A 21,325-nucleotide genomic window follows, 5' to 3' on the forward strand; every position below is an offset into this window, starting at 1 on the left:
CAGGGCGGTCACCCCTCACGGGGTGGCCGCCCTGCGGCGTTTCCGGGCCCGGATCCCCCGTGCGGGGGAGTGGTGAGGACCGCTCCGGGGAGGGAGGCGGGGGAGGGGGTCGCTGCGGGAGTCTTCTCGGTGTCGGGATGACGGGCTGGCGAAGGGGGCCGGAGATGAAGCGGGTACTGGGTGCGGTGGCGATCACGGGGGCCGTGCTGTTCGGGATGTCGGCGTGCCTGCCGTTCGGGGGCGGCGACGAGGAACACCGCACGGTGAGCTACGGCATCACGGACGGCGTCCGGGAGCTGGTGGTCGAGGGGCACACCGGCGGGGTCGTCGTCACGGGCGGCGGCACCGCGGTCCAGGTGACCGAGAAGCAGAACTACAAGGGGGACGCGCCGAGCACCACGCACGAGGTGAAGGACGGCGTGCTGCGGCTGACGTACGACTGCGACGCGTGCGGCGTCGGGTACGACGTGCAGGTGCCGACCGGGACGAAGGTGACCGTCAAGGAGGCGACCGGCGGGGTGCGCCTGGTCGGGCTGGCCGCCGACGTCGACGCGACGGTGGACAACGGGGGCGTCGAGGCGACCGGGCTCACCTCGCCGCAGGTGCGGCTGAGCGCCACCAACGGCGGGGTGCGGGCGGACTTCGCGGCGGCCCCGACGAAGGTCGAGGCCAGGGTGTCGACCGGCGGCGTGCGGCTCAAGGTGCCGGCCGGCGCGGAGTACGCGGTGGACGCGCAGGCGGGGGTCGGCGGGGTGGACGTCGGCATCCCGTCGAAGGCGGGGGCGGCGCGCAGCATCACCGCGCGGGCCGCGACCGGCGGTGTGACGGTCTCCGGTGCCTGACCGGGCCGTCCTGGCCGGCCCCGTGCGTCCGGCCGCCCGGGCCGTCCCGGAGGTCCTGCCGGTAGGGCATGATCTTCTCCGCGGGGGCGGCGTCCCCGGGTACGGGGGAGGTACGACGGTGGAGCGCGCTGCGCGCTGGCGGGGCTGGACGGCTGGGCGGAGTCCGTACGTGCTGGACACGCTGCTGGCGCTGGCCTCGGCGGCGGTCTCGGTGTGGTCGGTCTACAACGACGACGTGTCGTGGCCCTGGTGGGTCTACCTGGTCGCGGTCTCGACCGCGCTGCCCCTGCCGTGGCGGCGCCGGTTCACGCTGACTTCGCTGGCGGTGGTCAGCGCGGCGTCGGTGGTGCTGTCGCTGGTCGCGCACTCGGCGAACCCGCAGCTGCCGCTGTACGCGGTGATCGGCATCTACACGGTGGCGGAGCGCTCCTCGGAGCGGCAGCGCTGGACGGTCTTCGCGGTGGTGCTGCTCGCCAACGTGCTGGGCACCCACTCGCCGAACGGCATGCTGTTCAGCCTGCTCACCTCGGTCGGCTCGTTCGTCTTCGGCTCGTTGGTGCGCGCCCAGCGGCAGCTGGCCCGGGTGGAGGCGGCGCGGGCCCGCGAGGTCGGAGAGCGGGCGGCCAGCGAGGCGGCCAGGGCGGTCGCCGAGGAACGGGCCCGGATCGCGCGGGAGATGCACGACATCCTGGCGCACGCCGTGTCGCTGATGGTGATCCAGGCCGAGGCGGGGCCGCTGGTGGTGCACAGCAAGCCGGAGCGGGCGATCCGCGCGTTCGACACGATCGCCGATTCCGGCCGCGACGCGATGGTCCAACTGCGGCGCGTGCTGGGGGTGTTGAAGGAGGACGGGGCGAGCCCCGAGCTGGCCCCGCAGCCGCGGCTGGCCGAACTGGCCGACGTCGCCGAGCGGGTGCGCCGGGCCGGCCTGCGGGTGGAGCTCGACCTCGCGGAGGGGCTGGGCGCGGTGCCCGCCGACGTCCAGGCGGCGGCGTACCGGATCGTGCAGGAGGCGCTGACCAACACCGTCAAGCACTCCGGTGCCGACCGGGCCGCGATCCGGGTGCGCCGGGCCGGCGAGGCGCTGGAGGTCGTGGTGTCCGACAACGGCCGCGGCGTGCCGCTCGCCGCCGACCGCGCGGTGGGCGGCTGGTCCGGCGGGCGCGGGCTGGTCGGCATCCGGGAGCGGGCCGCCGCCTGCGGCGGGCGGGCCGAGGCCGGTCCGGGGCCGGCCGGCGAGGGCTTCCTGGTGACTGCCCGGCTGCCGTTGGGGCCGGCCGGGGTGGCGGAGAGGGTGGGCGGATGACGCCGATACGGGTGGTCGTCGCGGACGACCAGGAGCTGGTGCGGGCCGGGTTCGGAATGATCCTGGACGCCCAGCCGGACATCGAGGTGGTGGCCGAGGCGTGCGACGGCGCCGAGGCCGTAGAGGCCGTGCGCGAGCACGGCCCCGACGTGCTGCTGCTGGACGTCCGCATGCCGGTGATGGACGGGCTGGAGGCGGCCCGGCGGGTGTGCGCGGAGTTCCCGGCCACCAAGGTGATCATGCTGACCACCTTCGACGTCGACGACTACGTCTTCGACGCGCTGTACGCGGGTGCGAGCGGCTTCCTGTTGAAGGACGTCCGCCGGGACGACCTGGCGCACGGCGTGCGGATGGTCGCCTCGGGGGAGGCGCTGCTCGCGCCCTCGGTGACGAAGCGGCTGATCGGCGAGTTCGCGGCACGCCGCCCGGGGGCACCGGAGCGGGCCGTCCGCCCGCCGTCCAAGCTGCTGGAGCAGCTGACCCTGCGCGAGCAGGAGACGCTGCGGCTGCTGGCGCGCGGGCTGTCCAACGCGGAGATCGCGGTGGAGCTGGTGGTCAGCGAGCACACGGTGAAGACGCATGTCAGCAACGTGCTGAGCAAGCTGGGGCTGCGCGACCGGGTGCACGCGGTGGTGTTCGCCTACGAGTCCGGCGCGGTGGTGGCCGGGGAGGATTAGGGCGTGTCCTGGGCCCTCCCCCGCGCGGGGGAGGCGGGCAGTTCGCCGGTGCGGGCGATCCGCGACGAGGGCCCCGGCGGACAGCATCTGGGGTGTCGGAGAACGGATCACGGACACCACGGGAGAACGCAGATGAACGCCGCTCGGACCACCAGTACCCGCCTCACCGCCTACGCCGCCGTCGGCGCCCCCGCCCTGATGGCGCTGTACGGCGGAATCCGCCTCGTGCCCGGCTCCCGCGAGCCGGGCCTCGGCTGGACGACCGGGCACGCGCTGATGCTCGCCGGGCTGTTGCTGTTCGCTCCGGTCCTCCTCGGGCTGCGCCGGCTGATCGCCCCGCGCGGCACGCTGGCCGGGCGGCTCGCGGCGGGCACCGCGCTGGGGGTGGCGTTCACGGGGCTGGTGGCCTCGGTGGTCCAGATCGGGATCGACCTGTACGTCGGGGTGGCATCGGCGACCAAGGCCGAGCAGGTGCGGATGTTCGAGCGGATCCAGGCCGTCCCCGGCGTGCTCGAGGCCGTGTACAAGGTCGGCCCGCTGCTGTTCTACGTCGGCCTGCTGGCCCTGCTGGTCGCCGCCTCGGTGGGCGCGGCCCGGGCGCTGCGCTGGTGGAGCCCGGTCCTCATGGTGGTCGGGACGCTCGCGTCGATGGTCGACCTGGCGTTCATCCCGCTGGCCGCCGCCTGCTACCTGATCGCGTTCGTCCCGCTGATTTCCGGTGGCCGTCAGTGGGCCCGTCCCCGTACGGTCCGGGTATGACCAAGCGTCCACTGATCGCCGTGCTCACCGGCGCGGGCATTTCGACCGACTCCGGCATCCCCGACTACCGCGGCCCGAACGGGCTTTGGCACCGCGACCCGTCGGCCCAGAAGCTGGTCACCCTCGGCCCGTACCTGGCCGACCCCGAGGTGCGCCGCCAGGCCTGGCTGATGCGCCGGGACGCCGGCGCGCTGGGCGCCGAGCCGAACGCCGGGCACCGCGCGCTGGTCGACCTGGAGCGCTCCGGGCTGCCCGTGCGGGTGCTGACGCAGAACGTCGACGGTCTGCAGCAGCGGGCCGGCCTGCCGGCCCGCAAGGTGCTCGAACTGCACGGCACCGCACGGGAGGTGCAGTGCGCCCGCTGCCGGGTGGTCGGCGACATGGCCGAGGCGCTGGCCCGGGTCGAGGCGGGCGAGCCGGACCCGGACTGCCGGGAGTGCGGCGGGATCCTGCGCCCGCGGACGGTGATGTTCGGGGAGGCGCTGGACCCGGTGGTGCTCCAGCAGGCCGACGCGATCGCCAAGGCCTGCGACCTCTTCGTCGCGGTCGGCACCAGCCTCCAGGTCTACCCGGTCGCCTCGCTGCCGCAGATCGCGCTGGAGGGCGGCGCCCGCCTGGTCGTCGTGAACGGCGAGCCGACGCCGTTCGACGAGGCCGCGGACGAGGTGATCAGGGAGCCGATCTCCACGGCCCTCCCGGCGCTGGTGCGGAAGTTGCTCGCCGAACACTCTTAAATTCGGACGAACCGCCTGCGTACGATGATCCTTCCGGCTGGCCCCCCTCTTGGCCTGGAGTGATCGACCGATGACGACGACGGCGAAGTTCGACCCCTGGTCGGCGGCGTTCGTGGCCCACCCGTACGACGCGTACGCCGAACTGCGCGAGCACGCGCCGGTGACGTACTACGAGCCGACGAAGCAGTGGCTCGTCTCGCGCCACGAGGACGTCAGCGCGCTCCTGCGCGACCGGCGCCTCGGGCGCACGTACACCCACCGCTTCAGCCACGAGGAGTTCGGCCGGCCCGCGCCCGACCCGGCGCACGAGCCGTTCCACACCCTCAACGACCACGGGCTGCTCGACCTGGAGGCGCCCGACCACACCCGGATCCGCCGGCTGGTCTCCAAGGCCTTCACCCCGCGCATGGTCGAGGGCCTGCGCCCGACCGTCAGGCGGCTCGCCGGGGAGCTCGTGGACGGACTGCTCGCGGACGGCGGCGGCGACCTCGTCGCCGCCGTCGCCGAGCCGCTGCCGGTCGCCGTGATCGCCGAGATGCTGGGCGTCCCGGAGGCCGACCGGCACCTGCTGCGGCCCTGGTCGGCCGACATCACCGGGATGTTCGAGCTCAACCCCACCGAGGAGGCGGCCCGCCGGGCCGTCACCGCGAGCATCGAGTTCTCCGACTACCTGCGCGCCCTGATCCGCGAGCGCCGCGCCGCCCCCGGCACCGACCTGATCAGCGCGCTCGTCCAGGCCCAGGAGGGCACCGACGCGCTCAGCGAGCAGGAGATGATCTCCACCTGCGTGCTGCTGCTCAACGCCGGCCACGAGGCCACCGTCAACACCACCGGCAACGGCTGGTGGGCGCTGCTGCGCAACCCCGGCGAACTCGCCCGGCTGCGCGGCGACGTGGACGGCCTGCTGCCCACCGCCGTCGAGGAACTGATGCGCTGGGACACCCCGCTGCAGATGTTCGAGCGCTGGGTGCTGGAGGACGTCGAGGTCCGCGGCGTGACCATTCCGCGCGGCTCCGAGATCGCCCTGCTCTTCGGCTCCGCCAACCGCGACCCGGAGCGCTTCGCCGACCCCGACCGGCTCGACCTCGGCCGCACCGACAACCCGCACGTCACCTTCGGCGCCGGAATCCACTTTTGCCTCGGCGCCCCGCTCGCCAGACTGGAGCTCACCGAGTCGTACGGCGCGCTGCTGCGCCGGGCGCCGGGCCTGCGGCTCGTCCGTGAGCCCGCGTGGCGCCCGGGCTACGTGATCCGGGGGCTGGAAGAGCTGTTGGTCGAGGTGTGACGGAAGAGGGGGAGCGGCCGTGGGCAAGGCGACGGGCACGCTGCTGGGTCTGGCGATCGGGGACGCGATCGGCCGGGTGACGGAGTTCAAGACGGTCGAGGCGATCGCGAACGACTGGCCCGACTGGCGACAACTGCCCTTGCCGAGGAAGGCGCTGATCACCGACGACACCCAGATGACGCTCGCCCTCGCCCGCGGCCTGCGCACCGCCCTCGCCCGCGGGCCGCTGACGCCGCTCCGGCTGGAGCGGCCCGTCCGCGAGGAGTTCGTCGACTGGTGGCGCTCCCCGGACAACAACCGGGCCCCCGGTATGACCTGCCTGCGCGCCTGCGAGCGGCTCAGTCACGAGAAGGTCCGCTGGCAGCAGGCGAGCGACGTCGGCTCCAAGGGCTGCGGCGCCAACATGCGGGTCGCCCCGATCGGCCTGATCCGCGAGCTCGACGCCCGGCAGCACTCCGGCGCCGCGCAGCTGCAGTCCGCGCTCACCCACGGCCACCCGACCGCGCTCGCCGCGAGCGACCTGACCGCGTACGCCGTCCGCAAGCTCGCCGAGGGCGTTCCGCCGGCCGGCCTGACCGCGGTGCTGCGGGCGTACGCGCTCGCCCGGCGCGACCGGTACGACGACTTCTGGCTCGGCGACCTCGCCGACCGCTGGTTCGGCAGCTCCCCGCAGTCCGTCATCGCCCGCGGCTGGGACGACTGCCTGAAGTCGCTCGACCAGGTCGACGCCGCCCTCGCCGAGCCCGACGTCGAGGCCGACCCGTGCCTGGCCACCGGCGAGGGCTGGATCGCCGAGGAGGCCTTCGCCACCGGCCTGCTCTGCTTCCTGCTGCTGCCGGACGACCCGGTGGCCGCCGTCCGCCGCGCCGCCTACTCCAGCGGCGACTCCGACTCCCTCGCCTGCCTGACCGGCGCCTTCGCCGGTGCCCACCACGGAGAGACGGCCTGGCCGGCCGACTGGGTCGAGCGGATCGAGCACCGCGACGAACTCCTGGAGTTCGGCGCGCTCTGGGACTGAGCCGGACGGCGGGAACCGGTGGGCGGGCGGGCGCGTCGAAGGGCCATGACGTACCGCAGCCCTCACGGAACCCGCCGTAGCTCCCGTCGCCCGGCGGCGGTGCTCCTCGCCGCCGCGCTCGCCGCCCCGCTGGTCGCGGGCTGCGGCAGCACCGGTGCCACCACGCCCGCCGCGCCCGCGGTGATCCGGGTGTCGGTGTCCGGCACCCGCCCCGCGGTCGATCCGGCGCAGGTGACCGCCACCGCCGCCGGCACCGGCGCCTTCGGTCTGGACCTCTTCCACACCCTCACCGCCACCCCGGACGGCGCCGGCCGCAACGTCGTGCTCTCCCCGTCCGGCCTGGCCGCCCTGCTCGCGATGCTGGCGCCCGGCGCCCGCGGCACCACCGCCGACGAGCTGACCAAGGCCCTGCACACGAGCCTCACCCCGCAGCAGTACGCCCTCGCCACCGGCGCGCTCGACCACCCGGTCCAGGGCGGCGACGACGTCACGCTGCGCCAGACCGACGACCTCTGGACGCAGCAGGGCTACCCCGTGCAGCCCGACTACCTGCAGACCCTGGCCGACGCCTTCGACACCGGGCTGCACCCCGCCGACTTCCGCAAGGATCCGGAGGGGGCCCGCAAGGCCGTCAACGCAGCCGTGGAGAAGGCCACCGACGGACGGATCAAGGACCTCTTCGCGCAGGGCCAGGTCACCGCCCAGACCCGCCTGGTCCTCACCGACGCGCTCTACCTGAAGGCGAAGTGGGCCTCCCCGTTCAAGCCGGAGCACACCGCCGACCGCCCGTTCCACAAGCTCGACGGCTCCGCCCCGAACGTGAGCACGATGTCCCAGAGCGGCAGCCTCAAGTACGCCGAGGGCTCCGGCGGGATCGTCGGCGAGCCCTGGCAGGCCGTCGAACTCCCGTACGCTGGTGGCGGGTTGGCGATGGACGTGATCGTCCCCGCGCAGGGCGGCTTCGCCGCCTTCACCAAGGGGTTCGACCAGGCCCAGCTCGACCGCATCCTCGGCGGCCTCGCCACCAGGCCCGTCGACCTGGAGCTCCCGCGCTTCCACTTCGACACGTCCAACGAGCTCACCCCGGCCCTGCGCGCGCTCGGCGTCAACGCGGCCTTCGGCGACAAGGCCGACTTCGGCGGCATCTCCAAGGAGCCGCTCGTCGTCGGCCCGGTGGTGCAGAAGGCCACCATCGAGGTGGACGAGGAGGGCACGGTCGCGGCGGCCGGCAGCGGCGCCGGGATGGCCGGGGCGGCGGCCCCGGCCGCGCACCCCGCCCAGCTGCACGTCGACCGGCCGTTCCTGTTCCTGATCCGGGACACCGCCGGCGGGCGGCCGCTCTTCCTCGGACAGGTCACCGACCCGGCCGCGAGGTAGGCCGCCGGAACCGGCTCACCAGGCCGGGTAGCGCCCGCCGAGCGCCGGGTGGGACGGATCGCGGCTGCCGAACAGCACCAGCAGGTCGTCCGCGACCCGCAGCAGCTCCGCCCGGCCCTCGACGGCCCCCGCCCACTCGGGCGGCAGGGCCGCGGCGCCGTACGCGGCACCGGTCAGGTTGCCGCAGACGGCGCCGGTGGAGTCGCTGTCCCCGGAGTGGTTCACCGACAGCAGCAGCGCGGTGCGCACCGGGTCGGGGTCGAGGGTCGCGGCCAGCAGCGAGTACACCGCGATGGCCAGGCACTCCTCGGCGGTCCAGCCGAGCCCGACCCGCTCCACCGCCTCGGCCGACGGTTCCGACTCCTGCGCCACCCGCACGGCCCGCGCCAGCGCCTGCACCGTCTCCTTCGAACCCGGCAGCTCGCGGATCTGGTCGACGGTCTCGCCGACCGCCGCCCACGGCTCGGTGCCGCCCACGAGCCGTTCGACGAGCGCGGCGAACGCGCCCGCCGAGAGGTAGCCGGTGGGGTGCCCGTGGGTCAGCTGGGCGCACTGCACGGCCAGCCCGAACGCCTGGTCCGCGCCCAGCCCGGCCAGCCCGAACGGCGCCGACCGCATCACCGTGCCGCAGCCCTTGGAGCCGGGGTTGATCGGTCCCGGCTGCCCGATCCGGGCCGGCGGCTCGAACACCGGGTGCTCGGACACCCCGCTCAGGCAGGCGTTGCCCGGTGCCCGCCGGGCGTACAGGAACGGCTGCCGCAGCAGCCAGCCGTCGTACGGGCGGGGGAGCGGCGCGGCGTCGGGCGCGGGCTGGTACTGGGTCAGAAGCCAGCGCCGGTAGGCGCCGTGGACGGCCTCCGGCACCGATCCGCCGCCGCCCGACCAGCCGCGGACGAAGCCGCGGATCAGGCCCTCGGCGGTGAACAGCGTCATCTGGGTGTCGTCGGTGACCTCGACCGTCCCGGGGCGCGCCGCGGGCGGCGGCCCGGTCACGCCGTCCGGCCCGTGCTGGTCCCGGATCTGGTGCAGCTGCTGGAACTCCACCGGCCAGCCCAGCGCGTCGCCGATCGCGCCGCCGAGCAGCGTTCCGCGCACGCGGTCGCGGTAGCCCGCGTCGGCCGCCGAATCCGTCACGTCGATCCCCCTTGTGTTCGTGGCGGACTACGTTCTATCAGGTCACCCCGGCCGTCAGGTCACCCGGCGCGAACGGCCCGCTACCGACGGATCTCTCCCGCGCGCCCGTGCAGGGCGGCCCGGTCCGCGGCGGCCCTGCCGGCCGCCCAGCCCTCGCCGTCGCTCACCCGCACGCGCTGCGACACCAACTTCGGGAAGAGCCGGCCGACCTCCTCGTCCACCGCCTCGGAACGGGCGGCGAGGGCGGGCAACAGCCGCTCGTCCGGCAGCAGTTGCTCCTCGGTGCCGTCCTCGCGCAGGTGCCGTCCGGCGGCCGCGGCGCTGGTCGTCCGCTCGGTGGCGGCGGTCAGCCGCTCGCGGATCCGCGCCGCGTACGCGACCAGGAACGACTGCCGGAACGCCTTGGTGCGCGAGTCCCGGCCCGCGCCGGCCTTGTTGAGCGCGTGCGTGGCCTGCACCAGCAGCGAGGTGTACAGCAGCTCGACGCCGTCCAGGTCGCCGTCGAAGCCGACCACCGTGCAGAAGCCGAACTCCTTGGCCCACACCACCCGGCACCGGTTCGCCGCCGCTACCGCGTCCAGCAGCATCGTCTTCGGGCCCTCGTACGGGTTGTCCACGCCGATCCGCAGCGCCGCCGGGGCGTCGCGGTCCGCGCCGGCGGCGGCCAGCAGCGCCTCGTCGATGCTGTGCTGGGCCATCAGCTGCTGGGCCTTGGCGGTCAGCGCCTCGGCCTCCTCCGGGTACTCGGTGGACTCGGCCTTCGCGAGCAGCGCCCGGATGCGCGCCAGCATCCGCGGCTCGCCCGCCACCGGCCCGGCCGGACCGCGCGCGGGTGCGGATCCCGGCGCGGGTCCGACCGGGGCGATCGGGGGCAGCCGGCCCCAGGTGCGGATCAGTTCCAGGGCGGCCGTGGCGAGCGCGAAGCGGTCCAGCCGGTGGCGCTGGGCGAAGGCGGCCAGGTAGCCGTCGTCGCCGGGCCACCACACCTCGGTCTCCAGCTCGCGCAGCTGCTCCTGCCAGCGCCGGTCCAGCGCGGCCGCCGGGTGACGGCGGCCCTCGGCGGCGATCAGGTCGACGGCGAGCGCGAGGTGGACGGGCTTCAGCTCACGCCGGACCACCCGCACCAGGTCGGCCGGGCGCCACCCCGCCGACCAGCACCGCCCGACGGCGGTGTCCGCGTACCCGAGCACCGCCCGGCTCACCGCCGGCCACTGCCCGGCCGACGCCGCCAGCAGCGACGCGCCCGTGTCCAGCGCGAGGTCCAGCATCTCGTCCGGGGCCGTCAGCACCGACCGCACCGCCTGCTCCAGCAGCGGCCCGACGTCCCCGCCGCCCTGCTGCGCCCGCTTGCCCACGGTGTGTCCCTGCTCTCGTCGACGGCCCGTTTCCTCCAGCCCATGATGCCGGAGCGTCGGGCGTCACCCGGGGGCGGCCGAGGGGCGGTGGGGGAACGGGCCGTCGAGCGCTGCCGGGCCGGTGGCGCGTGGGCGCGCGGGGTGGGGACGGGTACGGCCGGAGCGCCGGGCCGTGCCGACGAGTCGGACGGACCGCGTACGAGTGAGCGCCCGGTCCTCCGTCGCCGGGGGCCGGGCGCTCACCGCACCGCTCAGCGTTCGATGGCCTTGGCCAGGATCTCCGGGGTGCGCTCCAGCAGGCGGGCGCCCGCCATGCGGACGCCGAGGTACGCGATCAGTCCGCCGTAGGCCGGCCCGACCGCCAGCAGCGGCCAGGTGGGCCGGTCGGCGGCGAGGGCCCAGCCCAGGTAGCCGCCCACGGGCAGCGCCAGCAGCGCGACGCCGAGCATCGACCCGAACTGGTTGAGCAGCACCAGCCCGCTCTGCCCGGGTGCGGCGTTGCGCATCGGATTGCTGTCCGCGGGCATCGTGTACGGCGCGAGCACGCTCAGCATCGAACCGACGGCGATGCCGCAGCCGAGCAGCGCGAGGGCGAGGCCGAGCGCGGACGGCAGGTGCGCCCAGTCCCCGGTGACGACGGTCAGCACCACGGCGAGCACCAGCGTCACCGGCACCGCGTACGACAGCACCGCGTACGCCCGTCCGCGCAGCTCGTCGCGGGCGTCGGCCGGGGTGCGCAGGGTCGCGGCGATCATCCAGAAGGCCGAGCCGTCCATGCCGAACAGGTTGAGCATCTGCAGCCCGAGGAACATCCCGGTCGCCGCCAGCAGGTAGACGCTCGACCAGCCCTGGACCACCGACAGCACGCAGATCACCAGCGTCATGCCGATGCTGGTGAACACCGCCGCCTTGGCCCGCGGCTCGCGCCAGGCGTACCGCAGGTGGCGCTGCATCACCGCGCCGGTCCGGCCGGCCGGCAGGAAGCCCCAGCCGCGCGAGCTCTGCACCCCGCGGGCCACCTCCAGGGTCGAGGAGTCCGCGGTGACCATCAGCTCCTGGAGGCTCCGCCGCCACCAGCGCAGCAGCAGTGCCAGCAGCGCACCGGCCAGCGCCAGCTGGAGCAGCGCGAGCGCGTACCGGCCCTCGCCGGCGGTCCGGCCCGCGTCCATCGCGCCGATCGGGGGGATCCAGCGCAGTACGGCGGCGATCGGCCGCAGCGGGCTGAGGTCGAGGTGCCCGTTGGCGTCGGGGCGGCCGAAGGTGCTCTGCCAGCCGACGTTGGCGCCCTGGACGAGCAGCGCGAACAGCAGTCCGCCGAAGATCGCGAAGTCCTTGCCGCGCCGGCTGGACAGCATCCGGGCGTTGCCGGCCGCGACCGCCCGGGAGAGCGTGACCAGGCAGAGCACGGCCAGCGGCACGCCGATCAGGTCGGCCGCCGCGGAGGCGCCACCGTTCGCGCCGGACAGCGCCGCACCGGTGACGAGCACCAGGCTGACCAGCGGTCCCGGCCCGATCAGGCTGGCCAGCAGCGAGCCGCGCAGCAGCGGTCCGGGCCGCAGCGGCAGCATGGTGAGCCGGGTCGGGTCGGCGCTCTCGTCGCTGGAGAACAGGAACAGCGGGATGGCGGCCCAGCCGAGGGTGAGCACGCCGAGCAGCATCACGCCGGCGTCCCCGGAGCCGGCGACCCGGCCGTTGAGCGCGGCCAGGGCGAGGGCGATCCCGGCGGCGAAGAGCAGGCCGAACACCGCACCGACGACGTACACCCCGGCCCGGCCCCGGCTGCGCTTCAGCCCGTTGCGCAGCAACCGCAGCTTGAGCGCCACGAGCGCGCGGACGACCGTCCCCGCGTCGGGGACGGCCGTCGTCACTGCTCGCCCCCGGTGTTCCCGCCGCCGAGCCAGCCGAGCGCCTGCCCGTCGTCCTCGCGGACGCCGATCAGGTCGAGGAAGGCCTCGTGCAGGCTGCGCCCGCCGCGGACGGCGTCCAGCGGCCCGTGGGCTATGACCCGGCCGGCGTTGACGACGGCGACCCAGTCGCAGAGCTGCTCGACGAGCTCCATGACGTGGCTGGAGAAGACCACCGTCGACCCGGCGGCCGCGTACCGCTTGAGCACGCCGCGGATGGTCTGCGCGGAGACCGGGTCGACGCCCTCGAAGGGTTCGTCGAGGAACAGCACGTCGGGGTTGTGCAGCAGCGCGGCGGCGAGGCCGATCTTCTTGCGCATGCCGGTGGAGTAGTCGGCGACGAGCTTGTCGGCGTCGGCGGCGAGGTCCAGGACGGCCAGCAGTTCCTCGGCCCGGCGGTCCACCTCGGCGCCGGGCAGGCCGCGCAACCGACCGTTGTACTGCAGCAGCTCGCGCCCGCTGAGCCGTTCGAACATCCGCAGGCCCTCGGGCAGGATGCCGATCCGCGCCTTGACGGCGACCGGGTCGGCCCAGACGTCGCCGCCGTGCACGAGGACGGTGCCCTGGTCGGGCCGCAGCAGGCCGGTGACCATGGAGAGCGTCGTGGTCTTGCCCGCGCCGTTCGGGCCGACCAGTCCGACGAAGGCGCCGGCCGGCAGCTCCAGGCTGAGCCCGGCGACGGCGGCCTGGGTGCCGAAGTGCTTCCAGAGCCCCTGGATGCTCACCGCGGAGGCGGCGGGAGCGGTGGACGGGGTGGCGGCGGAGGCGGCGGACGGGGTGGCGGGTCCGGATGCTCCGGACGGCGGAGGCGCTGACGCCTGCATGGTTGCCTTCTCTGGTCGACGGATCGTTCGGATCCAGCCTGTCACTCGCCGAACGGGCTGTCGTCCGAGTTGAGGATGCCCTGAGTTTGTCCCTCGAACGGGTGAGGCACACCGACTCCCGCAATCCCCTGCCGCGAACTGGCAACTACTCAGCCGCCCCGTTCGTCCGGCACTATGAGGACCAGTTGGGCGCGCGGTGCGCGCCGGGGTGTCGGGAGGCGACGGATGGCTGTGCAGCCGTGGGGCGAGCCTTCGCCGCAGTCCGCCATGCGGGCGGCGCACGCGGACCGCGACCGCACGATCGACGTGCTGAAGGCGGCGTACGTCGAGGGTCGGCTGTCGAAGGAGGAGTACGAGCAGCGCCACGAGGCGGCGGCCCACGCGCAGACCTACGGCCAGCTGTCCGTGCTGGTCGCCGACCTGCCGTCCGGGCCGGTGGCGCCGCCGGCGGCGTTCGACGGGCGCCCGGTGCCGCAGACGTTCCAGCCGTACCCGCCGCCCCCGGTGCCGTACCCGCCGTACCAGGTGCGGTCCACGAACGGCCTGGCCGTCACGTCGATGGTGCTCGGCCTGTCGGGGCTGTCGCTGCCCGCGGTGATCACCGGCCACATCGCCCGCTCGCAGATCAGGCAGCGCAACCAGGACGGCGACTGGGCGGCGGTCATCGGCCTGGTGGTCGGCTACCTGGGCTCCGCGTTCTGGGCCCTGATGTTCCTGGGGGTCGTGCTGGCGGCGGGCCGGGGCTGAGAGCCGGAGGGCGCGGCCGCGCGGGGCGCCCGAGTGGCGCACGCCACTCCGGTGTGGTAGAGCGGCAGGAGGGCGGCTCGTCACCGGGGTGCCGTTCGCGGGACACCCCCGCGACATCCGGCCGACAGCCGCGACCTGCGGCGTTGCATTTGTTTTGACCGCGCCCCATGCGCTAGGTACGCTCTGACCTTGTGCCTGGGGTGTCCCCGGGTCCTTGTGCGTGCATGCACACCGGCCGCCGCGCCGAGCCGGAGCGCCCTCCAGCGCTCCGCGCGTAGAGCGCCGTCGCTGTACATCAGCCATGGGATTCCGTGTCGTAACAAGCCCAACACACCCGACCGCGTGGGTCGACCACGGGTCGTGTGCGAGGGAGACACCGCAGGTTAGTTCCACCAAGCCTTGGCACACAGAAAACGGAGAAACGGTGCCTACGATCCAGCAGCTGGTCCGAAAGGGCCGGCAGGACAAGGTCGAGAAGAACAAGACTCCCGCGCTGAAGGGCTCCCCGCAGCGCCGTGGGGTCTGCACGCGTGTGTACACGACCACCCCGAAGAAGCCGAACTCGGCGCTTCGTAAGGTCGCCCGTGTGCGCCTCACCAGCGGGATCGAGGTCACCGCTTACATCCCGGGCGAGGGCCACAACCTGCAGGAGCACTCCATCGTGCTGGTGCGCGGTGGCCGTGTGAAGGACCTTCCTGGTGTCCGCTACAAGATCATCCGCGGCTCGCTCGACACCCAGGGTGTCAAGAACCGCAAGCAGGCTCGCAGCCGCTACGGCGCCAAGAAGGAGAAGTAAGAATGCCTCGTAAGGGCCCCGCCCCGAAGCGCCCGGTCATCATCGACCCGGTTTACGGCTCCCCGGTCGTCACCCAGCTGGTCAACAAGATCCTGCTGCACGGCAAGCGCTCCACCGCCGAGCGGATCGTCTACGGCGCCCTCGAGGGCGTCCGTGAGAAGACCGGCTCGGACCCGGTCGTCACGCTGAAGCGTGCGCTGGAGAACGTCAAGCCGGCCCTCGAGGTCAAGTCCCGCCGTGTCGGTGGCGCGACCTACCAGGTTCCGGTCGAGGTCCGTCCGGGCCGCGCCAGCACCCTGGCGCTGCGCTGGATGGTCGGTTACTCCCGCGCCCGTCGCGAGAAGACCATGACCGAGCGTCTGATGAACGAGATCCTCGACGCCAGCAACGGCCTGGGCGCTTCCGTGAAGCGTCGTGAGGACACCCACAAGATGGCCGAGTCCAACAAGGCCTTCGCGCACTACCGCTGGTAGTCCGTACCCCGTCACTAGACAGAGAGAGAACGAGCCACCATGGCTGCAACCTCCCTTGACCTCGCCAGGGTCCGCAACATCGGGATCATGGCGCACATCGACGCGGGCAAGACCACCACCACCGAGCGGATCCTGTTCTACACCGGTGTCTCGTACAAGATCGGTGAGGTCCACGATGGCGCTGCCACCATGGACTGGATGGAGCAGGAGCAGGAGCGCGGCATCACGATCACGTCGGCCGCGACGACCTGTCACTGGACGGTCGACGACGTCGACAACACGATCAACATCATCGACACCCCGGGTCACGTCGACTTCACCGTCGAGGTGGAGCGTTCGCTGCGCGTCCTCGACGGTGCCGTGACGGTGTTCGACGGTGTCGCCGGTGTCGAGCCCCAGTCCGAGACCGTGTGGCGGCAGGCTGACCGCTACGGCGTCCCGCGCATCTGCTTCATCAACAAGCTGGACCGCACGGGCGCGAACTTCTTCTTCTGCGTGCAGACCATCGTGGACCGCCTCGGCGCGACCCCGCTGGTCATGCAGCTCCCGATCGGTGCCGAGGCGGACTTCAAGGGCGTTGTCGACCTTGTCCGCATGAAGGCCCTCGTTTGGTCGGCCGAGGCCGCCAAGGGCGAGATGTACGACATCGTCGACATCCCGGCCGAGCTGCAGGAGCAGGCGGAGGAGTACCGCGAGGCGCTGATCGACACCGTCTCCAACGTCAGCGACGAGATCATGGAGCTCGCCCTGGAGGGCGAGGAGATCCCGGTCGAGCTGCTGCAGACGGCGATCCGCAAGGGCACCCTGAACTCGGACTTCACCCCGATCTTCTGTGGTACCGCCTTCAAGAACAAGGGCGTTCAGCCCCTGCTCGACGCGGTCGTCAAGTACCTGCCGTCGCCGCTGGACATCGAGTCCATCGAGGGCACCAAGCCCAACGACCCGGACACCAAGATCTCCCGCAAGGCGTCGGACGACGAGCCGCTGTCCGCCCTGGCGTTCAAGATCATGTCCGACCCGCACCTGGGCAAGCTCACCTTCGTCCGGATCTACTCCGGCCGCCTGGAGTCCGGCACCTCGGTGCTGAACGCCGTCAAGGGCAAGAAGGAGCGCATCGGCAAGATCTACCGCATGCACGCGAACAAGCGTGAGGAGATCGAGTCGGTGGGCGCCGGCGACATCGTCGCCGTCATGGGCCTGAAGCAGACCACCACCGGTGAGACGCTGTCCGACGAGAAGAACCCGGTCATCCTGGAGTCCATGGACTTCCCGGCCCCGGTCATCCGCGTCGCGATCGAGCCCAAGTCCAAGGGTGACCAGGAGAAGCTGGGTGTCGCCATCCAGCGTCTCGCCGAGGAGGACCCGTCCTTCCAGGTCAACACGGACGAGGAGACCGGCCAGACCATCATCGCGGGCATGGGCGAGCTGCACCTCGAGGTGCTGGTCGACCGCATGAAGCGTGAGTTCAAGGTCGAGGCCAACGTCGGCAAGCCGCAGGTCGCCTACCGCGAGACGATCCGTTCGGCCGTCGAGCGCATCGACTACACGCACAAGAAGCAGACCGGTGGTTCGGGCCAGTTCGCGAAGATCCAGATCGCGATCGAGCCGCTCGAGCAGGCCGAGGGCTACGAGTTCGTGAACAAGGTCACCGGTGGCCGCGTGCCGAAGGAGTACATCCCTTCGGTCGACGCCGGTTGCCAGGAGGCCATGGAGTTCGGTGTGCTCGCCGGCTACCCGCTCCAGGGTGTCCGCGTCACGCTGCTCGACGGTGCGTCGCACGACGTCGACTCCTCCGAGCTCGCGTTCAAGATCGCCGGTTCGATGGCCTTCAAGGAAGGCGCCAAGAAGGCCAAGCCGGTCCTTCTTGAGCCGATGATGGCCGTCGAGGTCACCACGCCCGAGGACTACATGGGCGACGTGATCGGTGACATCAACTCTCGCCGTGGCCAGATCCGGTCCATGGACGAGCGTCACGGTGCCCGCGTCGTCACGGCGCTGGTGCCGCTCTCCGAGATGTTCGGCTACGTCGGTGATCTGCGCAGCAAGACCTCTGGTCGCGCGAGCTACTCGATGCAGTTCGACTCGTACGCCGAGGTTCCGAAGAACGTGGCGGACGACATCATCGCCAAGGCCAAGGGCGAGTAACGTCCCGACATTCGGGACGATTGCCACCCCTTAGGCTATTAGGAGGCGACCCGGGAGGATCCGGACGGATTCTCCCGGGCCCTCCGGCCCCCACCCGCGGGACGGTACGAGGTGTCCTCGGGCATCCCGCACCCAACCCGACCAAGACCAACTGACGTCAGCACGGCGTACAGGAACTGTCCTCAGGAGGACTCAGTGGCGAAGGCGAAGTTCGAGCGGACGAAGCCCCACGTCAACATCGGCACCATCGGTCACATCGACCACGGTAAGACCACGCTGACCGCGGCCATCACCAAGGTGCTGCACGACGCGTACCCGGAGATCAACCCCTTCACGCCGTTCGACCAGATCGACAAGGCCCCGGAGGAGCGTCAGCGCGGTATCACCATCTCGATCGCGCACGTCGAGTACCAGACCGAGGCGCGTCACTACGCCCACGTCGACTGCCCGGGTCACGCTGACTACATCAAGAACATGATCACCGGTGCCGCCCAGATGGACGGCGCCATCCTGGTGGTCGCCGCCACCGACGGCCCGATGCCGCAGACCAAGGAGCACGTCCTCCTGGCCCGCCAGGTCGGCGTCCCCTACATCGTCGTCGCCCTGAACAAGGCCGACATGGTGGACGACGAGGAGATCCTGGAGCTCGTCGAGCTCGAGGTCCGCGAGCTCCTCTCCGAGTACGAGTTCCCGGGCGACGACCTGCCGGTCGTCCGCGTCTCCGCGCTGAAGGCGCTGGAGGGCGACAAGGAGTGGGGCGAGAAGCTCCTCGGCCTGATGCACGCCGTGGACGAGGCCATCCCGACCCCGGCCCGCGCCGTGGACCAGCCGTTCCTGATGCCGATCGAGGACGTCTTCACGATCACCGGTCGTGGCACCGTCGTCACCGGCCGCATCGAGCGCGGCATCCTCAAGGTCAACGAGACTGTCGACATCATCGGCATCAAGGAGACCAAGACCACCACCACGGTCACCGGCATCGAGATGTTCCGCAAGCTGCTCGACGAGGGCCAGGCCGGTGAGAACGTCGGTCTGCTGCTCCGCGGCATCAAGCGCGAGGACGTCGAGCGCGGCCAGGTCATCATCAAGCCGGGTTCGGTTACCCCGCACACCGACTTCGAGGCCCAGGCCTACATCCTGTCGAAGGACGAGGGTGGTCGCCACACCCCGTTCTTCAACAACTACCGCCCGCAGTTCTACTTCCGCACCACCGACGTGACCGGCGTCGTGACCCTCCCCGAGGGCACCGAGATGGTCATGCCGGGCGACAACACCGGCATGACGGTCGCGCTGATCCAGCCGATCGCCATGGAGGAGGGCCTGAAGTTCGCCATCCGTGAGGGTGGCCGCACCGTCGGCGCCGGCCAGGTCACCAAGATCATCAAGTAATTGATGCTCTGACCTGCCTGCTCCGCACAGGCCAGTCCGAAGGGCCCCGCACACTCCAGGGTGTGCGGGGCCCTTCGGCGTGTCGGCTGGCATCGGGGGCACCGGTGTGGGTGGGTGCTTTCCGCGCCGGATAGACTGAGGCACCCGCAGCCGTCGCCAGAGCGAGGCTGACCGTGGCTCTCTTCGCCCCACTCGCCGAAAGTGCTCCGGAATGACCTCTGCTCCGCTTCTGACGAAGCCCTCGTTGCTCCGGCGCCGCGCCTCGGCCCGGACCGGCGGTTCCGGCGCCCTCAAGTCGAAGCGCCCCCGCCTCTACGCGTTGGACGGCATGCGGCTGTTCGCCGCCCTCAGCGTGATGTCCTTCCACTGGACGGCTTACGTGGGCATCGCGGGCGTCTGGCAGGGCGTGACCCCCAAGCAGGCGTTGCCGCTGGTGAACCGCATGGCGGCGTACGGCTGGCTCGGCGTCGAGCTGTTCTTCGTGATCAGTGGCTTCGTGATCTGCATGAGCTGCTGGGGGAAGCGACCGGGCGAGTTCTTCGTCTCCCGGGTGGTCCGGCTCTACCCGGCCTACTGGGCCGGCATCGCGCTGACCAGCTCCGTGGTGCTCAACTTCAAGCACTTCGCCCGGCTCGGCGCCGCGGACGGGCTCAACCTGACCACGATCCTCGGCAACCTGACGATGCTGCAGACCCCGCTCGGGATGCGGCACGTCGACGGCGTGTACTGGACCCTCTGGGTCGAGATGCGGTTCTACCTGCTGTTCGCCGTCGTCGTGGCGACCGGCCTCACCTACCGCAAGGTGGTGGCGTTCTGCGGGATCTGGACCATCTTCGCGGTCCTCGCCCCGCAGGCCGGGATACCGCTGCTGACCACGATGGCCATGCCGAACGAGTCTCCGTTCTTCATCGCCGGTGTCGCCATGTTCCTCATGTACAAGTTCGGGCCGAACCTGCTGCTCTGGGGCATCGTCGGCTTCTCCTGGATCCTGGCGCTGACCAGGCTGAACTCCATCAAGGACATGTACGTCAACGTCCTCGGCCACCCGCTCTCCTGGAACGTCATGGCGGCCGCGGTCACGCTGGCGTTCCTGCTGGTCCTGGGCGCGGCACTGGGCTGGTTCGACTGGGTGCAGTGGAAGTGGCTGACCGTCGCGGGCGCGCTGACCTACCCGCTGTACCTGATCCACCAGGAGGTCGGTTGGACGCTGATCCACTTCCTCCTCACCCGGGGCCTCGGCGTCAAGGCGGCCCTGCTCGCGGCACTGGCCACGGTCCTGGTCACCGCCTGGCTGATCCACCGGCTGGTCGAGAAGCCGCTGTCGAAGGTTCTCAAGAAGGCCCTCGACCGGTCCATGGCGACCCTGCGCCAGGCTTCGGACGAACCTGCCCCCCGCCGCCCCTGAACGGCGGGCTCCCGGATGAATGCTCCGCCCAAGAAGTATTCATCAAGAGGTAAAAACCTGCTGCTAGCCTGGCCGTCACCAGGGCCCCGGCACTGATCGAACATCCCCATTCACAAGGAAACAGGCGACAACTGATGTTCACCGCAGCTGTATCGGCAGAGCCGGAGGCCACCAGGCCGGCGCCGCTGTTGTCGGTCGTCATGCCGATCTACAACGAGCAGGAGGCGCTGCCCCTGACCGTTGAGCGGCTGCGTCCGATCCTCGACGACCTCGGCATCAGCTACGAGGTCGTCGGCATCGACGACGGCAGTACCGACGCGACCCCGGCGCTCATGCAGAAGATCCACCAGGACTGGCCGGAGTTCCGCATCGTCCGCTTCGCCCGCAACTCCGGGCACCAGGCGGCGCTGACCGCGGGCATCCACCGCGCCTTCGGCGACTACGTCGTGTCGATCGACGCCGACCTGCAGGACCCGCCGGAGAAGATCCCCGAGATGCTCTCGCTCGCGCGCGAGCAGAACCTCGACATCGTCTACGGCGTGCGCGGCGACCGCGGCACCGACACCGTGTTCAAGCGGCGCACGGCCGGCGCCTACTACTGGCTGATGCGCAAGCTCGTCGGGAAGAAGATGCCCAACCAGGCCGGTGACTTCCGCCTGCTCAGCCGGGCCGCCGTCGAGGCGCTGAAGGCGCTGCCCGAGCACCAGCCGGTCTACCGCCTGCTCGTGCCGTGGCTGGGCTTCCCGAGCGGCGAGGTCGTCTACGTGCGCGAGGAGCGGGTCGCCGGCAGCACCCACTACCCGCTGTCGAAGATGCTCCGCCTGGCCATCGACAGCATCACCAACTTCTCGGCCGCCCCGCTGCGGCTGGCCACCTGGCTCGGCGTGCTGAGCTTCGTGCTCTGCTTCGGCCTCGGCGTCTACACCACGGTCGCGTACGCGCTCGGCAAGACCGTGCCCGGCTGGTCCTCGTTGTTCATCGGGATGCTCTTCCTCGGCGCCGTCCAGCTGATCTGCATGGGTCTGCTCGGCGAGTACGTCGGCCGGATCTACTCGGCGGCCCAGGCACGACCGGCCTACTTCGTGGGCTACGACTCGGCCGAGGGCCGCAGCGCGAAGTCGGCGAAGGTCTCCGAGTTCGTGGCGTGAGCGCGCG

The 21,325-nt window shown here is 71.9% G+C and carries 19 protein-coding genes; 15 read left to right on the plus strand and 4 right to left on the minus strand.

Going from position 1 to position 21,325, the window contains the following annotated elements; all coding sequences use genetic code 11:
- Nucleotides 1-164: 164 nt before the first annotated feature.
- From AB0C76_RS09495 to AB0C76_RS09530, 8 genes are all read left to right on the plus strand, one after another.
- Entirely contained in the window at nt 165-842 is a 678-nt protein-coding gene (locus tag AB0C76_RS09495; protein ID WP_359962191.1) for a hypothetical protein, read from the plus strand.
- Nucleotides 843-1,011: 169 nt separating this feature from the next.
- A complete protein-coding gene (locus AB0C76_RS09500; protein ID WP_359962194.1) occupies nt 1,012-2,148 on the plus strand; it encodes a histidine kinase in 1,137 nt (378 codons plus the stop codon).
- A complete protein-coding gene (locus AB0C76_RS09505; RefSeq protein ID WP_359962197.1) occupies nt 2,145-2,825 on the plus strand; it encodes a response regulator transcription factor in 681 nt (226 codons plus the stop codon). Before AB0C76_RS09500 ends, AB0C76_RS09505 begins: the two co-directional genes overlap by 4 nt.
- A gap of 132 nt (nt 2,826-2,957) precedes the next feature.
- Nucleotides 2,958-3,584 (plus strand): hypothetical protein, encoded by a 627-nt coding sequence (locus AB0C76_RS09510; protein WP_359962200.1) that lies wholly within the window; start codon nt 2,958-2,960, stop codon nt 3,582-3,584.
- A complete protein-coding gene (locus AB0C76_RS09515; protein ID WP_359962202.1) occupies nt 3,581-4,318 on the plus strand; it encodes a Sir2 family NAD-dependent protein deacetylase in 738 nt (245 codons plus the stop codon). The genes AB0C76_RS09510 and AB0C76_RS09515 overlap by 4 nt, the downstream gene beginning before the upstream one ends.
- A 70-nt stretch (nt 4,319-4,388) precedes the next feature.
- The gene (locus AB0C76_RS09520) at nt 4,389-5,603 is read left to right on the plus strand and encodes a cytochrome P450 (RefSeq protein WP_359962204.1); all 1,215 of its coding nucleotides are present in this window, start codon (nt 4,389-4,391) and stop codon (nt 5,601-5,603) included.
- Between the two features lie 19 nt (nt 5,604-5,622).
- On the plus strand, nt 5,623-6,621 hold the full coding sequence (locus AB0C76_RS09525) for an ADP-ribosylglycohydrolase family protein (RefSeq protein WP_359962206.1): 999 nt from the start codon (nt 5,623-5,625) through the stop codon (nt 6,619-6,621).
- A 99-nt stretch (nt 6,622-6,720) separates the two neighbouring features.
- Nucleotides 6,721-7,998, plus strand: a complete 1,278-nt coding sequence (locus AB0C76_RS09530) for a serpin family protein (RefSeq protein WP_359962209.1) — start codon at nt 6,721-6,723, stop codon at nt 7,996-7,998.
- 15 nt (nt 7,999-8,013) lie between these two features.
- On the opposite strand, the gene AB0C76_RS09535 is transcribed toward AB0C76_RS09530, so the two are convergent.
- From AB0C76_RS09535 to AB0C76_RS09550, 4 genes are all read right to left on the minus strand, one after another.
- Nucleotides 8,014-9,132 carry an ADP-ribosylglycohydrolase family protein gene (locus tag AB0C76_RS09535; RefSeq protein WP_359962212.1) on the minus strand — a complete coding sequence of 373 codons (1,119 nt, stop codon included), beginning with the start codon at nt 9,130-9,132 and terminating at the stop codon, nt 8,014-8,016.
- 80 nt (nt 9,133-9,212) lie between these two features.
- Nucleotides 9,213-10,487: a DUF2786 domain-containing protein gene (locus AB0C76_RS09540; protein ID WP_359962215.1), complete on the minus strand. Its 1,275-nt coding sequence runs from the start codon at nt 10,485-10,487 to the stop codon at nt 9,213-9,215.
- Between the two features lie 251 nt (nt 10,488-10,738).
- A complete protein-coding gene (locus tag AB0C76_RS09545) occupies nt 10,739-12,355 on the minus strand; it encodes a transporter (protein WP_359962218.1) in 1,617 nt (538 codons plus the stop codon).
- Nucleotides 12,352-13,215, minus strand: a complete 864-nt coding sequence (locus AB0C76_RS09550; protein WP_359962219.1) for an ABC transporter ATP-binding protein — start codon at nt 13,213-13,215, stop codon at nt 12,352-12,354. The genes AB0C76_RS09545 and AB0C76_RS09550 overlap by 4 nt, the downstream gene beginning before the upstream one ends.
- A 225-nt stretch (nt 13,216-13,440) precedes the next feature.
- Between AB0C76_RS09550 and AB0C76_RS09555 the strand changes: the two genes are divergently transcribed.
- The 7 genes from AB0C76_RS09555 (at nt 13,441) to AB0C76_RS09585 (ending at nt 21,318) form a co-directional block, all read left to right on the plus strand.
- The gene (locus tag AB0C76_RS09555; RefSeq protein WP_359962221.1) at nt 13,441-13,962 is read left to right on the plus strand and encodes a DUF1707 and DUF4190 domain-containing protein; all 522 of its coding nucleotides are present in this window, start codon (nt 13,441-13,443) and stop codon (nt 13,960-13,962) included.
- A 424-nt stretch (nt 13,963-14,386) separates the two neighbouring features.
- On the plus strand, nt 14,387-14,758 hold the full coding sequence (gene rpsL / locus AB0C76_RS09560; RefSeq protein ID WP_014144289.1) for a 30S ribosomal protein S12: 372 nt from the start codon (nt 14,387-14,389) through the stop codon (nt 14,756-14,758).
- Nucleotides 14,759-14,760: 2 nt separating this feature from the next.
- Nucleotides 14,761-15,231: a 30S ribosomal protein S7 gene (gene rpsG, locus AB0C76_RS09565; protein WP_030055803.1), complete on the plus strand. Its 471-nt coding sequence runs from the start codon at nt 14,761-14,763 to the stop codon at nt 15,229-15,231.
- Between the two features lie 39 nt (nt 15,232-15,270).
- Nucleotides 15,271-17,376, plus strand: a complete 2,106-nt coding sequence (gene fusA, locus AB0C76_RS09570; RefSeq protein WP_359962223.1) for an elongation factor G — start codon at nt 15,271-15,273, stop codon at nt 17,374-17,376.
- A 195-nt stretch (nt 17,377-17,571) separates the two neighbouring features.
- Complete coding sequence (gene tuf / locus AB0C76_RS09575; protein ID WP_326846505.1) at nt 17,572-18,765, plus strand: elongation factor Tu; 1,194 nt, start codon at nt 17,572-17,574, stop codon at nt 18,763-18,765.
- A 211-nt stretch (nt 18,766-18,976) separates the two neighbouring features.
- Nucleotides 18,977-20,170: an acyltransferase gene (locus tag AB0C76_RS09580; RefSeq protein WP_359962226.1), complete on the plus strand. Its 1,194-nt coding sequence runs from the start codon at nt 18,977-18,979 to the stop codon at nt 20,168-20,170.
- A 134-nt stretch (nt 20,171-20,304) separates the two neighbouring features.
- On the plus strand, nt 20,305-21,318 hold the full coding sequence (locus tag AB0C76_RS09585; RefSeq protein ID WP_359962229.1) for a glycosyltransferase family 2 protein: 1,014 nt from the start codon (nt 20,305-20,307) through the stop codon (nt 21,316-21,318).
- The last annotated feature ends 7 nt before the right edge of the window (nt 21,319-21,325 follow it).

This window comes from Kitasatospora sp. NPDC048722 (genome assembly GCF_040650235.1).
Lineage (GTDB): Bacteria > Actinomycetota > Actinomycetes > Streptomycetales > Streptomycetaceae > Kitasatospora.

Bases quoted from the DNA above. Each gene is read 5' to 3' on its own strand.
- AB0C76_RS09515 (WP_359962202.1), top strand. From the start codon at position 3,581: ATGACCAAGCGTCCACTGATCGCCGTGCTCACCGGCGCGGGCATTTCG.
- AB0C76_RS09555 (WP_359962221.1), top strand. From the start codon at position 13,441: ATGGCTGTGCAGCCGTGGGGCGAGCCTTCGCCGCAGTCCGCCATGCGG.
- AB0C76_RS09505 (WP_359962197.1), top strand. From the start codon at position 2,145: ATGACGCCGATACGGGTGGTCGTCGCGGACGACCAGGAGCTGGTGCGG.
- AB0C76_RS09520 (WP_359962204.1), top strand. From the start codon at position 4,389: ATGACGACGACGGCGAAGTTCGACCCCTGGTCGGCGGCGTTCGTGGCC.
- AB0C76_RS09510 (WP_359962200.1), top strand. From the start codon at position 2,958: ATGAACGCCGCTCGGACCACCAGTACCCGCCTCACCGCCTACGCCGCC.
- rpsG (WP_030055803.1), top strand. From the start codon at position 14,761: ATGCCTCGTAAGGGCCCCGCCCCGAAGCGCCCGGTCATCATCGACCCG.
- AB0C76_RS09585 (WP_359962229.1), top strand. From the start codon at position 20,305: ATGTTCACCGCAGCTGTATCGGCAGAGCCGGAGGCCACCAGGCCGGCG.
- AB0C76_RS09550 (WP_359962219.1), bottom strand. From the start codon at position 13,215: ATGCAGGCGTCAGCGCCTCCGCCGTCCGGAGCATCCGGACCCGCCACC.
- AB0C76_RS09495 (WP_359962191.1), top strand. From the start codon at position 165: ATGAAGCGGGTACTGGGTGCGGTGGCGATCACGGGGGCCGTGCTGTTC.
- AB0C76_RS09580 (WP_359962226.1), top strand. From the start codon at position 18,977: ATGACCTCTGCTCCGCTTCTGACGAAGCCCTCGTTGCTCCGGCGCCGC.
- fusA (WP_359962223.1), top strand. From the start codon at position 15,271: ATGGCTGCAACCTCCCTTGACCTCGCCAGGGTCCGCAACATCGGGATC.